15 protein-coding genes are annotated in these 16,517 nt (G+C 28.5%); 2 read left to right on the plus strand and 13 right to left on the minus strand.

The genetic code is table 11. The annotated features are described in order from the left end of the window. Positions 1–50: 50 nt before the first annotated feature. The 10 genes from N5A56_RS01020 to N5A56_RS01065 all read right to left on the minus strand — a co-directional run bounded on the left by N5A56_RS01020 (position 51) and on the right by N5A56_RS01065 (position 9,388). A complete protein-coding gene (locus tag N5A56_RS01020; RefSeq protein WP_265724183.1) occupies positions 51–869 on the minus strand; it encodes an enoyl-ACP reductase FabI in 819 nt (272 codons plus the stop codon). Positions 870–927: 58 nt separating this feature from the next. Further along, positions 928–2,580, minus strand: coding sequence for a DNA repair protein RecN (gene recN / locus N5A56_RS01025; protein WP_265724182.1), 1,653 nt, complete (start codon positions 2,578–2,580; stop codon positions 928–930). A 61-nt stretch (positions 2,581–2,641) separates the two neighbouring features. Continuing rightward, positions 2,642–3,532, minus strand: coding sequence for a type IX secretion system protein PorD (gene porD, locus N5A56_RS01030; protein WP_265724181.1), 891 nt, complete (start codon positions 3,530–3,532; stop codon positions 2,642–2,644). 96 nt (positions 3,533–3,628) lie between these two features. Continuing rightward, on the minus strand, positions 3,629–4,837 hold the full coding sequence (gene coaBC / locus N5A56_RS01035) for a bifunctional phosphopantothenoylcysteine decarboxylase/phosphopantothenate--cysteine ligase CoaBC (RefSeq protein WP_265724180.1): 1,209 nt from the start codon (positions 4,835–4,837) through the stop codon (positions 3,629–3,631). Then, complete coding sequence (locus N5A56_RS01040; RefSeq protein ID WP_265724179.1) at positions 4,837–5,157, minus strand: DNA-directed RNA polymerase subunit omega; 321 nt, start codon at positions 5,155–5,157, stop codon at positions 4,837–4,839. The genes coaBC and N5A56_RS01040 overlap by 1 nt, the downstream gene beginning before the upstream one ends. Positions 5,158–5,163: 6 nt before the next feature. After that, the gene (locus N5A56_RS01045) at positions 5,164–6,036 is read right to left on the minus strand and encodes an outer membrane protein assembly factor BamD (RefSeq protein ID WP_274270130.1); all 873 of its coding nucleotides are present in this window, start codon (positions 6,034–6,036) and stop codon (positions 5,164–5,166) included. Between the two features lie 117 nt (positions 6,037–6,153). Beyond that, positions 6,154–6,666, minus strand: coding sequence for a ferritin (locus N5A56_RS01050; protein WP_265724177.1), 513 nt, complete (start codon positions 6,664–6,666; stop codon positions 6,154–6,156). 107 nt (positions 6,667–6,773) lie between these two features. After that, positions 6,774–7,649 (minus strand): 4-hydroxy-tetrahydrodipicolinate synthase, encoded by an 876-nt coding sequence (gene dapA, locus N5A56_RS01055; protein ID WP_265724176.1) that lies wholly within the window; start codon positions 7,647–7,649, stop codon positions 6,774–6,776. Between the two features lie 143 nt (positions 7,650–7,792). Then, positions 7,793–8,272: a DUF6913 domain-containing protein gene (locus N5A56_RS01060; protein ID WP_265724175.1), complete on the minus strand. Its 480-nt coding sequence runs from the start codon at positions 8,270–8,272 to the stop codon at positions 7,793–7,795. A 30-nt stretch (positions 8,273–8,302) separates the two neighbouring features. Next, positions 8,303–9,388, minus strand: coding sequence for an esterase-like activity of phytase family protein (locus tag N5A56_RS01065; protein WP_265724174.1), 1,086 nt, complete (start codon positions 9,386–9,388; stop codon positions 8,303–8,305). A 133-nt stretch (positions 9,389–9,521) separates the two neighbouring features. On the opposite strand from N5A56_RS01065, the gene N5A56_RS01070 reads away from it, so the two are divergent. After that, on the plus strand, positions 9,522–9,863 hold the full coding sequence (locus tag N5A56_RS01070; RefSeq protein WP_265724173.1) for a DoxX family protein: 342 nt from the start codon (positions 9,522–9,524) through the stop codon (positions 9,861–9,863). Here the strand turns inward: N5A56_RS01070 and N5A56_RS01075 are convergent. The 3 genes from N5A56_RS01075 to N5A56_RS01085 form a co-directional block, all read right to left on the minus strand. Beyond that, a complete protein-coding gene (locus tag N5A56_RS01075) occupies positions 9,841–10,506 on the minus strand; it encodes a lysoplasmalogenase (protein ID WP_265724172.1) in 666 nt (221 codons plus the stop codon). The two genes, N5A56_RS01070 and N5A56_RS01075, sit on opposite strands and share 23 nt — an antisense overlap. A 1-nt stretch (position 10,507) precedes the next feature. Then, on the minus strand, positions 10,508–14,161 hold the full coding sequence (locus N5A56_RS01080; protein WP_274270131.1) for an ABC transporter permease/M1 family aminopeptidase: 3,654 nt from the start codon (positions 14,159–14,161) through the stop codon (positions 10,508–10,510). 101 nt (positions 14,162–14,262) lie between these two features. Further along, entirely contained in the window at positions 14,263–15,153 is an 891-nt protein-coding gene (locus N5A56_RS01085; protein ID WP_265724169.1) for an ATP-binding cassette domain-containing protein, read from the minus strand. A 229-nt stretch (positions 15,154–15,382) separates the two neighbouring features. On the opposite strand from N5A56_RS01085, the gene N5A56_RS01090 reads away from it, so the two are divergent. Further along, the gene (locus N5A56_RS01090) at positions 15,383–16,471 is read left to right on the plus strand and encodes a M42 family metallopeptidase (RefSeq protein ID WP_265724168.1); all 1,089 of its coding nucleotides are present in this window, start codon (positions 15,383–15,385) and stop codon (positions 16,469–16,471) included. The last annotated feature ends 46 nt before the right edge of the window (positions 16,472–16,517 follow it).

Below are 16,517 nucleotides of genomic sequence, written 5' to 3' on the forward strand. Positions count from 1 at the left end.
GGATGCCAATATAATAATGGCATCCTAATGAATTTATGAAGTAATAAAAATTACTCTTCTCCTACAAATTTATCCATTACAGGATCACTTACACCCATGTTAGAGAATCCTCCGTCATGAAATAAGTTCTGTAAAGTTACTTTTTTAGTTAAGTCTGAGAACATTGTAATTGTGTAATCTGCACACTCTAAAGCTGTTGCATTACCTAACGGACTCATTTTTTCTGCATACTCTATAAAACCATCAAAACCTTTAACTCCGCTTCCTGCAGTTGTTGGTGTTGGTGATTGAGAAATTGTGTTTACACGTACTTTATGATCTCTACCAAAGAAATACCCAAAACTACGAGCAATACTTTCTAAATATGCTTTATTATCTGCCATATCATTATAATCAGGAAACACTCTTTGTGCAGCCATATACGTTAAAGCAACAATAGAACCCCATTCGCTCATTGCATTTTTATTATATAAAACATTCATTACTTTATGAAAAGAAACCGCAGAAATATCCCAACCTTTAGTTGTAAAATCATATTTAGGGTTTGTATAATGTTTTCCTTTACGTACGTTTACAGACATACCAATTGAGTGTAAAACGAAATCAATTTTACCTCCTAAAATTTCCATAGACTTTTCTACTAAACTTTCTAAATCTTCCATAGAAGTTGCATCTGCTCCAATAACCTGAGAACCTGTTTTCTCTGCTAATGCATTTAACTCTCCCATTCTTAAAGCAATAGGTGCATTTGTTAATACAAAGGTTGCGCCTTCTTCATGTGCTCTTTCTGCTATTTTCCAAGCAATAGATTGCTCATTTAAAGCTCCAAAAATGATTCCTCTTTTTCCTTTTAATAAATTATATGACATACGTATAAATTGTTAATGTTCGTTTTTAGTTGTTTGTTTTGTTGCTGCAAATATAATCTTAATTTAATAACTCTTTTGCATGTGTTAAAGCCGTTTCAGAAATCTCTTTTCCGCTTAACATTTCTGCAATTTCTACAATTCTTTCTTCTATAGTAAGTAATTTTAAATTTGTAGTTGTAATTCTATTTACTTCTTTTTTATATACTTTATAATGGTTATTTCCTTTAGCTGCAACTTGTGGTAAATGTGTTATAGAAATTACTTGCATATGCTTGCTCATTTGTTGCATAATTGCAGCAATTTTATTGGAAACTTCTCCAGAAACACCTGTATCAATTTCATCAAAAATAATAGTTGGTAATTGTATATTTTCTGATAAGACTTTCTTTACAGCAAGCATTATTCTAGATAATTCTCCACCAGAAGCTACTTTCTTTAACTCGCCAAAATTACCACCTTTGTTTGCAGAAAAAAGGAATTCTAATTCATCTTTTCCGTTTGAAAAATACGTTTTTGTTGGTTTTATGTTGATAGAAAAGCGAGCATTTTCCATACCTAATTCTGAGAGCAACTCTTCTAATTCGCTTTTTAAGTTTTTAATTACTTTTTTTCTTGAAGCTGATATTTTTAAAGCTACTTTATCTAGTTTTTCAGATACGCTTTCAATCTCTTTTTTCTTTTGATTGATTGTTGCATCTGCATTTTCTACTAAACTTACTTTTTCTGATAACGTTTCTAGAATCGTTAATAATTCTTCATTAGAATTCACATAATGTTTCTTCTGTAAATTATATAACAATTGTAACCTGTAATTAATTTCTTCAGCTTCATTTGGATTGAATTCTACATTTTCATTGGCCGTTTCTAATTCGCCAATGATATCATCAACCTCTATTTTTACACTTGTTATTCTTTCTGATATTTCTTGATATTCTTTAGAAAAAGGTGCAATTTTAGACAACCTGTTTTCTAAAGTCTGTAGTAGATTTTGAATACCAGATTGTTCATTCACAGAAATATCTAAAGCTTCAGATAAATTAAGCTTTATGTCTTCTATATTATTTAATTTTTCTAGCTTACTCTCTAGTTCTTCTTGTTCGGCTGCTTGTAAATTAGCATCTTCTAATTCTGTAAATAAATGTAAATTATAATCGTGTTGTAAATTAACTTCTCTCTGCGTTGTCTCTAGATTTTCTAACTCTTTTTTAAGCACATTTAATTGCTGAACGCCTCTTTTATAAGAAGCTACTTTTGATGTATTTTTAGCTAAAGCATCTAAAACTGAGAATTGAAAATTAACATCAGACAATTCCATCGTTTGATGTTGAGAATGTACATCAATCAATTGAGAACGTAATTGATTTAATATTGATAAATTAACAGGCGTATCATTTACAAAAGCACGCGATTTACCAGATGGTAAAATTTCTCTTCTTAAAATAGTAATGTCTTCGTAATCTAAATCTACTTCTTCAAAAAAATCTTTTAAATTATAATTAGAAATAGCAACTTTGGCTTCTACAATACATTTTTTAGAAGTGTCTTTTAATGAAGATAAATCTGCTCTATTACCTAGAACTAAACCTAAAGCTCCTAAAAGTATCGATTTACCAGCTCCTGTTTCTCCAGTAATAATAGAAAGACCAGAAGAAAAATCAATAGATAATTGATTGATTAATGCGTAGTTATGTATAGATAATGAAGTTAACAAATTCGCTAAATTTTAGAGATTAAATTTAGTGAAATAATTTCATAAAAAATAAAGAAAACTATTATTCAATACTTCTCCATTTAGCGTTGTTATTGGGAGAAATTTTTCTTAAAGTAGTTGCTAAACGAGCGGCGTTTCTAGTTCTAGGTCCATCAGAATATATACTTACAACTTCATCTGCTTTTGCATCAAAAAAAGTACGGATTAAGAAATTACCAACTGTTTTGTTATAGATGCCTTCTATAGATAAAACTGCATCTTCTATAGATTGTTTTGCATAATCTTTATTATTTGCAAAATTATCTAAACCTTTAATGTGATAGTTGTATAAAGTATTTCTGTAGTTTTTTAATTTTGGAGATAACAAATTATCTATTAATAAATAACGATTTTGCTTTCCCACAACATTTTGCCATGAAGATAAACCACTTTGTTGTGCTTGCAACATTACATTCTGCGCTTCTTTTAATTCAGTTTCTCCTCCGTATTTAGAAAAAGTATCAGCATCTAAACCCAAAATTGTGTAAACATAAAAAACAATTGTAGAAATTAAGTTACTATCAAAAGAGTTTTTATTATAGACTAAAGGATCGAATTCGTTGTATTTAAAAGAAAAATCATTGTCTTTTAAGTTTAAAACAGGGCTTGTATAACTAGAACCAAAAATGGGTCTTGTAGATTGTACTTGTAAAGTAGCTGTAAACGTATTATTATCTCTAGCAGTTATAATAATGGTCATTGCGCAATCTACTTTTTCTTCATTATCAACAATTCTATCTGTCCATTTTGTTTGATTAATAAACTCATTTAAAGACTTTTGTAAAGTTGTAAAAACTTGTTTATTAGAACCTGCAACCTGTTCATCATTTACAGTTACCAAACAATTTAACTCTTGAGAATTTGTATTGATACTAGATAATAATAAAGCAAAAAGAAAAACAAGTTTACGCATCTTATATTTTTTAATTGATTTTGATACTATTTTTTATTGTTCAAAAATCACTCGAACAGATATAATATTAGTCTAATAAATTTAGATCGAAATATTTTAATTTATTTTACTTATTATCTCGCTAATAATATCTTTAGCAACTTCTATCTTCGATTTTAATTCAAATGGTTTTTCACTAAAATCTTTATCAATAATAGTAATTTTATTTGTGTTTGTTGCAAAACCAGCACCTTTATCTTGTAATGAATTTAAAACAATAGCATCTAAATTTTTACGTTTAATCTTACTTTTTGCATTTTCAATTTCATTATTAGTTTCTAAAGCAAAACCAACCAAAAACTGATTTTTCTTAATAACTCCTAAAGAAGCCAAAATGTCTTTTGTTGGAGTTAACTCCATTACTAACGAAGAATCTTTCTTTTTTATTTTCTGATTTGCAATATTTTTTGGTTTGTAATCTGCAACAGCTGCAGATAAAATTGCAATATCTACATTATTAAAATAGGTATGCGCTGCATTGTACATATCATCCGCAGAAACAACATCAATTCTAGTTACAAAAGAATGTTTTATTTGCTGATGACTAGGACCTGATATTAAAATAACCTCTGCGCCTAAATTAGCAGCAGCATTTGCAATTGCAAAACCCATTTTTCCTGAAGAATGATTTCCTATAAAACGAACAGGATCTATAGCTTCATATGTTGGACCAGCTGTTATTAAAACCTTTTTCCCACGAAGTGGTAATTTCGATAAAATATCATTTTCTATAAAAGAAACAATATCTTCTGGCTCTGCCATTCTACCTTCTCCAACCAATCCACTTGCAAGCTCTCCTGAAGCAGCAGGAATTAATATATTACCAAAAGATTGTAATTTTTGTAAACTTTCTTTAGTTGATGGATGAATATACATATCTAAATCCATGGCTGGCGCAAAGTATACAGGACATTTTGCAGATAAATACGTTGCTAACAATAAATTGTTGCAAGTACCATTAGACATTTTAGAAAGTGTATTTGCTGTAGCTGGAGCAATTAAAAAATAATCTGCCCAAAGCCCTAAATCTACATGATTATTCCATAATTCATTTTCTTCTTCTTTTTCATAAAAAGTAGAATGAACAGGATTTTTAGAAAGTGTAGAAAGTGTAAGAGGTGTTATAAAATCTTTAGACGCAGGTGTCATAATAACTTTAACATCTGCGCCTAATTTTATAAACAAACGAACTAAACTAGCCGTTTTATAAGCAGCAATTCCAGCTGTTACACATAATAGAATTTTTTTACCGCTTAAAACAGACATTATTCTGCGTCTGGAGTTCTAAAATATACTTTTTCGTTTAACCATTCTTCAACAGCAATTGCAGTCGGTTTAGGCAAACGTTCGTAAAATTTAGATACTTCTATTTGTTCTTTATTTTCAAAAACTTCTTCTAAACTATCATTATAAGTAGCAAACTCATCTAATTTATCAACTAATTCTTTCTTTAAATCAGAATTGATTTGTGTTGCTCTTTTTGCAATAATAGAAATAGCCTCATAAATATTTTCGGTTTGAGCCTCAATTTCGTTTTTGTTATAAGTAATAGTGCTTAAAGCAGCTTGTGTATCTTTATAATCCATAATTTGTTATTTCTTCTTTTTTGAATTCTTGTTTGCAGTAGTAGCATTTAATTTAGCCATTATTGCATTTACTCTTACTTCTTCTTTTTGTAAAGTTGCAAGCATATTGTTTGAATCTTCTAGATATTTAGTTTCTGGAAAATTTCTTTTTAATTTTTCGTAAGCCTCAATTGCATCTTTTATACGTTCAGATTTTCTTCTATCCGTACTTTTTAAGACAAAATCATGTGCACATTTTAATCTGTAATATAATGCTTCTTCTTTAAACTCAGAACCTAAATAATCTGAAAGTAAATTATCAAACGCTTGTATAGCAGCTTTATAATTTCTCATGTCATAATCTGCAGTTCTATAATACGTTTTAGCTATTTGAAAATATTTTTCCTGTAGTTTGTATCGTATTTCTTGATAATGCTTATTTGCCTCTTCTAATTTAGGAGAATCTGGATATGTGTTAATAAAGCTTTGAAAAGCTTCTAATGCTTTATTAGTGTCTGTAGGATCTTTACTAAAAACAGGCGAAGCTAATTTATAACTATATGCAGATAAAAATGCTGCATCTTCTTTTTTAGAGCTTTTAGAGTAATTTTTTGTAAAACGATCAAAATAATAACCAGCAATGCTATAATTTTTTTCGTTAAAATTTGATTGAGCAACCATAAACTGAATACGCTCCATCTGAGGTTTACCTCTATAAGCAGGTGTTATTTTTTCGAACAAACGCAGCGCTTTATTGTACTTTTTACTTTCGTACATCTTTGTAGCCATTTTGTATTGCTCATCTACACTACCTTTGTTAAGTACTTTCTGATATTCTCCACAAGAATATAACAAAAGACTCAACACTAATAAATACGCTAAATTTTTAATTTTTTGCATCGGGCAAAATTACTAATTAATAATGGATTATTAAAACGATTTTTACACTCTAAATTGTGTATTGCAATATTCAACAAAAAAGACTTAAAAAAAGTATAAAATGATACTAAATGTTTGTTAAGGTTGTTGCGTAGTATCCGCAGTAATTAACTGTTTTATATCGTTATCAAACAAATAAAAACCTCCTTTATCATCGCCAATTAACTTAATTTTATCTAAAATATTTCTTGCTAAAGCTTCTTCTTCTATTTGCTCAGACACATACCATTGTAGAAAGTTATGAGTTGCATAATCTTTTTGTTGCAAGCAAATATCTATTAAATCGTTTATACAAGCAGATACTTTAACTTCGTGATTAAACAATTCTTGAAACATTTCTTTAAAAGAACCAAATTCTTTTGGAGGTGCTTCTAAAGCAGAAACTTTTGCATGACCTCCTCTTTCATTTACAAATTTTACCAGTTTTAACATATGCATTCTTTCTTCATCAGAATGCGCATACATAAATTGAGCAACACCTTCAAAACCTAAAACCTCTGCCCAAGAAGCCATAGATAAATATACTTGAGACGATTGTGCTTCTACTGCTATTTGATTATTTAAAGCTTCTTCAATTATTGGTGATAACATAGTTCTTTGTATTATGATTAATCTATTTATAAGCCAAAAATACAACTTTTAAAAAAGGATTCCTCTTTTAGAAGTTGTATTTCTATTTATTTAAAGTTATTCTAAAATTAAAAATTTTCTACAAATTTTTTAATTTTAGTTTCTAATGCAGTACTTGCCTTTACCAAAGGTAATCTAACATTGTTAGAACAAATATCTAATTCTTGTAAAACAGTTTTAATACCAGCTGGATTATTTTCTTCAAAAATATAGTCTATAATATCCATCATTTTAAAATGAATAGCATATCCTTCTTTATTGTTTCCTTCTAAACCATGATTAATCATTGTAGAGAACTCTCTAGGAAAAGCTTGCCCAATTACAGAAATTACACCAGAACCTCCTGCTAAAGCTACACCTAAAGCTAAATCATCATCTCCAGAAATAATTAAAAAATTTGCTGGTTTATTTTTTAACAACGTATTGTATTGTTGTTGGTTATTTCCTGCTTCTTTTACAGCTACAATATTGCTAAAATCATTTGCCAAACGTATGGTTGTTGATGGCTCCATGTTTTTGGCTGTTCTACCTGGAACATTATATAGAATTATAGGTTTATCTGTAGCTTCTGCAATTGCTTTATAATGTTGATAAAACCCTTCTTGAGTAGGTTTGCTATAATAAGGTGCTACGGAAAGAATACCATCAATTTCAGATAAATCTCTAGTTTTTAATTCATTTACTACAGACAACGTATTATTACCTCCAACACCTAATACTAGTGGTACTCGTTTGTTATTCGCTTTTACAATAACATCTATTATTAAAAGCTTTTCATCTTCTGTTATTGTACCACTTTCTCCTGTGGTTCCATTAATTACTAAGTAATTTGTTCCGTTTTCAATATTAAAGTTCACTAATTTTGTTAGTGCAACAACATCTACTGTTAAATCATCTCTAAACGGAGTGACTAAAGCAACACCTGTACCAATAAATTTCTGCATTGTTTATAATTTTTACAACTGTAAAATTACGATTTTCAAATTGATAAAAAAGTGAAATAATTAATTCTTATAAAGAATAAACAACTTTTTGTTTGAAGTTTAATTTTTTATCTTTTTCAAGATTTTTAAGTACCTTTTAAGTTCTAAAAAAAAGTATCTGTTTTACTAGGCACTTCTGCAATTTCAATGTCATATAATTGCTGATTTACTTTAGAGATACCTGCTTTAAACTTAGCATTAGAGTTTAAAACTGCACTTTCTAAATAAAGATTTTCTTTATCAAAATAACCAATTAATAAATCGAAGGGCTCATCTGTAAAACTTTTAAAATTTGGTTGATGAATGTGCCCGTTCCAACTAAAATCTTTTTCAGAAAAATGTTTAAAAGAGACTTCTTGGTGCTTTTTATATGGTCTAAAACTATAAATTTTAGCATTTCTAAGGTTTAAAATCTTCTCTACTTCATCTTTTACATTTACCCATTTAGAAATTTCATCTGTAGTTAAAATACCAACTGTTTTTATTTCATTTTGGCAAACAACTCTATTGTTCTCTTTTATAATGAGAACTTTGTTAAATTGTTTTTTTAAAAAGTATTTTTTATATCTGGTAAATTTTAACAAGTTGTTACTTTTTGGTTTGTAAAAATACTATTATTTATTTGTTTGTATCTCTAACAAAATAAATTGATTTAATTGTTTCCCATAAATTTGAAAATTATCATCCGAAACAAGTAATAAAGATTTGTTTCCATTTGGTAAAACTGGACCAAATATAATCCCTTCAATATTATCTATAATACCTTCTGTTAACTTATTTTTTACATCATTAAAATTAAATAGCAATCGTTTTTTTAGAGGAATAAAATTCGTTGTTTTTAAAGCTTCTATCTCTATAATATTTGTAGATTCTTTTTCTATAGTAGCTTCAAAAATTCTAACAATATTGCCATAAGCTCCATAACCATTTTGGTAAGTTCTTTCGATTACAAAAAAATGATTTTCTTTATATTCTAAAATCGCAGTAACACCATTTAAATTAATGTTTCCTTTTGCTGGTTTTGTAATATGTTCTAATTGATATGCAAATTGCTTTGTTGCTTTTTTATAATTATTATCAAAATAGGTAATTCTAATTGGTGAAGATTTTTTTGTAAAAGTTGGGTCTTCTCCATCTGATTTTAACGGCGCTTCAAATGCTGCCCAAAAACCATCATCATTTATACTCTTAGAAGATGCTTCAAAAGCTGCATTATGTTTTATGTTTTCTAAATTTGATAAACTTTTAGGCAGTTCAATATTTTTAATAAAACCACCATTTTCATCAACCTTAAATACTCTTGGTTTTTTTCCTTTTCTTACAGAACCTTCACTTACTAAATTAATTTCTTTGGTCTTTTCATCAATAAAAACAGATTCTAAATCTAAAGCATTGTCTTTATAAAAAGTGGTTGTAGAATCTTTTAAAAAAATAGCATTATTAAAGTCTATAGACGCTATTTTATTTGCTTCAATTTTAATATTTGCTGATAAAATTCTTGGATTTCTAGCATCATCTACTACAAAATAGTATTGATTGTTCACATAATCCACCCCAGATAAACCTCCAATAATTGAGTTTTTAAATTCAATTGAATCTTTTAAAACATATTCATCCAAAAAGTTTAATTGCGTTTGATTTGTATGCTTGCAAGACAAAAACAAAATTTCTATGCATAAAAGAAAATATATTTTTTTCATCAATAAATTATTTTATAGCAAATATATCGTTTTATTGTTTTTGTAAGCACTTATAAAATGACTCGTCTAAAAGAAAAACCAAATAACATGAAAAAAAATTATTCTTATTTTAAAAATAATTGCTGCTGTAATTATGCTTCAAACTTTATTTTATAAATTCTCTGGTGCACAAGAGAGTATCGAATTATTTACAAAAATAGCCGGAGATCGAGAAGTTTATATGAGAATTGGCACAGGTATATTAGAATTTATAGCTTCTATTATGCTTTTTTCTAAACTAAACTCTTGGTTTGGTGCTTTTTTAACTATTGGTTTAATGGGAGGTGGTGTATTTTCTCATTTAACAAAACTTGGAATTGAGCATAACAATGATGGAGGACTACTTTTTGGAAGTGCAGTATTAATCCTTATTATTGGTTTAATAGTTCTTTTTAAAGAAAGAAAAAACATTCCTATTGTTGGAAATCGTCTTTAGCAATCATTGCTTTACAAATTAAATACTGTGCAACTATATATGTTAGCATAATGCACAATTGATAGTATTCTTTTGGAGAATAAAACTTATTTATAGCAATTAAACTATCAGATAAAATAAAAAGAATTGTTCCTAAAAGCAACCAAGTATTTGCTGTTCTTTTTTGATGCATATAATTAAGTAAAGATACTACTCCAAAAACTGAAATTACAACTCCATAAACAATTACGGGTATTTTAAATTCGCCTAAATTTTCTTTAATCAAGTTTAAAAACAAAAACAAGAACACCGCAAATGGCAAACATGCTATCGCAATTTTTTGCAAACTAATTTTCTTAAAAAAGGCAATTGTAATTTTTATATATAGAACATGAGCTAACAAAAAAGAAGCTAATCCAAACACAAAAAATTGCTCTTTAAAAAGCAACAAAACATCTCCCCAAAAAGAAAAAAACAAAGCAGAAACAAACCAAAAATTAGCTTTTTTAACCGATAGCAGATATACAACTACCAAGGAGGTAATTATAAAAGGCTTACTTATAAAAGCTAATTTTAAATTAAATAAAATACCTACTATATGTAAACTAGCAATTACTAAAAAAGCCAAAGAAGCAATTGTTGTTTTTCTCTTTAATGCTATCATATTATAATTTTATCCTATTATCTTCAGATTGTGTATCAATTAATTTATTATAAGGATCTACACCAACCTCAACTGGTTTTTTATCAACAATAATTGTTATTTTATTATTAATTGCTGTTATTCTATGCTTTTGAAGATACAATTCTATCTCTTTCTTTTTACCATCTACTTCTTCTTCAGCAAAAACACCTATATCTATATAATCTTCTAATGGAACAGATAAAATTGGTTTCTTCATTTTTTCGGTTTTATAAGATAAAGTGTCTCCTACTTTTTCTCCGTAATAACGTTTTCCTTTTTCATCATTTCGATATTTAGAAACCTCAAATTCTATATCAACTTGATATTTTCCGTTTTCTAATGCTGTTGTTTTTGCCTCTAAAACTCTATTTCTATATAAAGTAATTGTTTCAAACATATCCTTAATAACATATTGTAAAGAATCTGGAGTTACCTCTCTAATATAATCTACCATTTCTATTGATGTCGTATAAGGAGGCTCTTGAAATTGCACTTTTTCTACATATTTTTTTAAAGCTCTGTTTAAATTCTCTTCGCCAATATAATCACTCAAAGCATAAAATACTAACGATCCTTTTTGATAACGAATATACCCTTGACCATCGTTATACATTAATGCGTTTTCACGCTTTCTTTCTAAGGTTCTTTGCAATAAATAATCATCTAAAGCTTTCTTTAAAAATGTACGCATTTTTGCTTTTCCGTGTTCATGTTCTAATACTTTTAACGCAACATATTCAGACATGCTTTCAGACAACATTGTTGCTCCTAAAACATCTGCACCAATTACTTGATGTGCCCACCATTGATGTGCTACTTCATGCACAGTTATTGCAAAAGGGTAATCTACTCCATCATCATTTTTATCATCTACATCTGCAATAAAACCTACACCTTCAGAAAACGGTATTGTATTCGGAAAAGATTGCGCAAAACTACCTGCTGTTCTTGGAAACTCTATAATTCTTGCTTGCTTGTGTTGGTAAGGACTAAAGTTTTTAGCATTATAATCTAAAGATGCTTTTAAACCTTTCATCATTCTATCTAAATTAAAAGTGTGCCCTCTGTGATAATAAATTTCTAGACTAATTCCATTCCACATTTCTTTTACCACTTCATACCTAGCAGAATTAAAAGCGTAAAAGTTTAATATTTTACTATCCATTTTATAATGAAAATATTTACGGCCGTTTTCTAACCACTCTTTTTGCAAATAACCTGGAGCAATAGCAATTTGATCTTTAGAAGTTGATACAGTTGCTTCAAAATCTATCCAATCTGAATCTTTAGAAATATATGTATCACCTAAAGCAGTAGAATCTGATGGATGTGGACGTAAATTATTTTTTGGTAAATCGTATTTTTTTCGTGTTTTATTGTCTGTTAATTCTCCTGCCGATGAATATCCTAATGATGGAAACATAGAAAAATTATTTATAAATGTCCCGTTTTCTATAATTGAAGAGTTGTTTCTATAACTAGTATTTTCTTTACTTTTTACGGTTACAGATAATTGCAAGGTATCTCCAGGAGCAATTTTTTTATCAAAATGATAAATATCAAAATGATGAATTGTATCTTCTAAAACCAATTTATTTGATTTATTAAATGAAAAAGTACTTTTTAAAGAATTATGGTTTAAGAAAATACTATCTATTTCTTTATCTGTTTTATTAATCATAGTAAAAGTAGCAGAAGCATTAAAATGTTTTTTCTTAGGAAAGATATTTACATTGGTTTTTACCGCAACAATTCTTGGTTGCGCATAACCCTCAAACTTCTTATATGTTTTCTCCCATTCTACTCTTCTTAACTCTTGCTCTTTTGAAGAAGTTCTTTTTGTTTTTGAACCAGTCTCCTTATAAATAGAAAATCCGAGTGCTAAAAAAGCTATAGAAAAAATAACAAAACTAATAGCTGCAAATCCTTTAAATCTGTGCTTTGCAATAGCAATTCTTTCTGCAAATGAATTTGGTATACCACGAACCCAAAACAAAAATGAAGTGATTAATAAAAGTACACCACATAAAATCCAATAAGTTTTGTATGATAAATACGGAATTAATGTTGTTCCATATCCATTCATGTCAGAATAACTAAAACCTGGACCTTGATTGTATTTAAAAATGGCTTGTTCTATACCTGCTAAAGATAAAAATGGCATACCTATAGAAATTACTAATAATACAAACAATCCTAAATAAGGATTCCCTATTAAGGTTTGAATAAAAATAGATAGCAATGCCCAAATTAAATAACTAGCAAAATTTAATAAAAATAATTCAATTAAATAATGACTAAACTCAAAATTAGTATATCCATTATACATCTGAAAAACGATACCAGACAGCATAACAACAACTAATAAAACAAATTGCATTTTTATTAATGCTATTAATTTAGACAACAATAAAGTCCAGTTAGGTATTGGTGTTGTATCTACTAAATGATTTGTTCTTGCTATTTTAGCTCTATGCACTAGCATACCAGCATATAAAAACGTACAAACATTTATAGATACTGAAAAAACACCTCCTATATTTAACATTTTCCATGTTACAGGTAAAGTAGGAGTTCCAAAAATATTTCCTATTTCAGACAAGCCAACAACCATTAAAACTAAACCAACTAAAACAATAGAAATAAACGCCCAACTTTTTACAATGTATTTAAAATCTAATTGAGATAATTTCCAAGTCGTTTTTAAATTCTGATTTAAAGAATAATTGTAAGAAACTTTTGGTAAAGAAATTCTTGTAATACCACTAAAATTTGTTTTTGTTACTCGCTCTCCTTTTGATTTCTTAAACGAAATAGAAATTGCATTCTGACTAAAAGAAAAGAACTTATATACCAATCCAAAAATTAAAGTTGCAATTGCCAACCATAATAAACGATTATAAATAATCATTTCTTTTATAGGAATTGCTAATTCATTTTGCTCTGAAGGTGTCCAATATTTTGTATAATAATTTGATGCAGCAGCTCCAAAAGGATCTAATATTGCCGCCAAAGTTCTATGCTCTGGCTCAGAAAGCAAACTTTCTAAAACTCCCTGTCCAAACAAAATTATAATAACTGTTATAAAACCAGCTGCTATGTTTCTAGTAAATGCAACTACTGCAAATACAATAGCTCCAAACAACAATACATTTGGCAGAATAAACACTACATATGTTTTTAGGTAAGTAATTACATTTAGAGGACCTACAATTTCTGAATTTGTTCCTGGAAAACGAAACCCTATAATCATTCCGAAAGCAATAACTAAAACGATTAAAGAAACGATAACAATAGAACTAAAAAATTTAGCAAAAAGATAATTCGCTTTTGTAAAAGGATACGAATATAAAATGGTGTGCATTTCACTCTTAAAATCTCTATAAATAGACACACCTACAATAGATGGAAATAAAAAGAAAATAAAAATCGTCAAAGCATTTAACAAACCAGTAACTCCAATAGGTGAATTTACAATTCGAGAAGAACCTGTTGTTGCCGTAATAGAATCGAAAAAACCAGCAGAAGTTGCTGAAAGAAATAATGATAATACTAAAAAAATGGATGCATAAATATAAAATGCAGGTTTATTAAACCAGTATTTTAATTCTTGTTTGAATATTGTTGAAAACATAATAAAAAAGTTTTGAGTGTTTAGTTTTAAGTATTTAGTTTTTTGAGTTTAATTTTAAAATTCATCATAAATATTAACTTAAAACTCATCATTAAAAACTCTTAACTTGTTAAAACTGGTTCATCTTGTTTTAAAGCGATAAAATAAACATCATCTAATTGCGGAGTTACGGATGCAAAATCGTCAGAAGGTTTTTCTAATGAGTGTACTCTAATATTTAAAGAATTATCTTGATTATAATTTGAAGATAAAATATTAAATAGTTTTTCATTCTCTTCTAAATCATCTCTTCCTATTGTCTTTTCCCAAATTCTACCCATTAAATCATTAGTTGCTTCTTGTGGTGTAGTGTGCTTTAAAATTCTACCTCCATTTAAAATAGCCATTTCATTACATAATTCTTTTACATCCTCAACAATATGTGTAGAAAAAATAACGGTACAATTTGTACCAACTTCACGTAAAACATTTAAAAAACGATGCCTTTCTGCAGGATCTAAACCTGCAGTTGGCTCATCAACTATAATTAATTTTGGGTTATTTAAAAGTAACTGTGCAATTCCAAAACGCTGTTTCATTCCGCCAGAATAACCGGCAACATGTTTTTTTCTTACATCATATAAATTAGTAATTTCTAAAACCTCTTTTACAATAGCATTTCTTTCCGATTTATTTGCAATTCCTTTTAAAGTAGCAAAATAATCTAACAAATCTTCTGCAGACATTTTTGGATACACACCAAAAGATTGTGGTAAATAACCTAACACTTTTCTTAAAGACATATTGTCTTCTAATACATTTATATCACCAAAAGTTACAGAACCAGAATCGGGACTTTGTAATGTTGCAATTGTTCTCATTAATGATGATTTACCTGCTCCATTAGGACCTAAAAGACCAAACATTCCTGTACCAATTTCTATACTTAAATTATCAATTGCCTTTACACCGTTTTTATAAGTCTTTGTTAAATTCTCAATTACTAACTTCATTCTGGTTTGGTTTTTAGTATTACTTTGTGATTAGTGTAAAAGTAAGAACTTTTGTGACACTTTTTTATGATTATTTTTATTGAATTGATAAAAAATCGTATTATTTTTACAAAAAGAAGTCTAAAATGTTCTCGATACTTTTTCTTTTTCATTTCAATCAAACGAAAACATTCGAACTGGCATTTAACTTTTAAACCTTATTACACTAAAACTTTATACATATAATATAATGGCAAAAAAATCAATATTAAATAAAGAATCTATTACCTTTTTAGAAAAATACTTAAATAATGCCGCACCTACAGGTTACGAATGGGAAGGTCAGAAAATTTGGATGGATTACTTAAAACCTTATGTAGATACTTTTATTACTGACACATATGGTTCTGCAGTAGGTGTAATAAATCCGGATGCTAAATACAAAGTAGTTATAGAAGGGCATGCAGATGAAATTTCTTGGTATGTAAACTACATTTCAGATAACGGATTGATTTACGTGATTAGAAACGGTGGTTCAGACCATCAAATTGCACCGAGTAAAATTGTAAATATTCATACTAAAAACGGGATTGTAAAAGGCGTTTTTGGATGGCCTGCAATTCACACAAGAAATCGAGCAAATGAAGAAGCACCAAAACCAGATAATATTTTTATTGACACTGGTTGTGCTACAAAAGCAGAAGTTGAAGCTTTAGGAGTTCATGTTGGTTGTGTAATTACCTATCCAGATGAGTTTCATATTTTAAACGGAGATAAATTTGTTTGTAGAGCACTAGACAATAGAATGGGTGGTTTTATGATTGCTGAAGTTGCTCGTTTGTTAAAAGAAAACAAAAAAGAATTGCCTTTTGGATTGTACATCACAAATTCTGTACAAGAAGAAATTGGTTTGCGTGGTGCAGAAATGATTACTCAAACTATTAAACCAAATGTAGCAATTGTTACAGATGTAACTCATGACACTACTACACCAATGATAGAAGCTAAAAAAGCTGGCTTGCTAGAAATTGGTAAAGGACCTGTTGTAGCTTATGCACCAGCTGTTCAACAAAAATTAAGAGATTTAATTACAGAAACTGCAGAAGCTAAAGAAATTCCTTTTCAACGTTCTGCGCTTTCTAGAGCAACAGGAACAGATACAGATGCTTTTGCTTATAGCAATGGTGGTGTTGCTTCTGCTTTAATTTCTTTACCATTAAGATACATGCACACAACAGTAGAAATGGTACACAGAGATGATGTTGAAAACGTGATTAAAATGATTTACGAAACGCTTTTAAATATTAAAGACGGAGAAACTTTTTCTTACTTTGAATAAATAATATGAAAAGCGAAGTAAATTTACTTCGCTTTTTTTATATAAC

Origin of the sequence: Polaribacter ponticola (assembly GCF_026191475.2) — a bacterium.
GTDB lineage: Bacteria > Bacteroidota > Bacteroidia > Flavobacteriales > Flavobacteriaceae > Polaribacter > Polaribacter ponticola.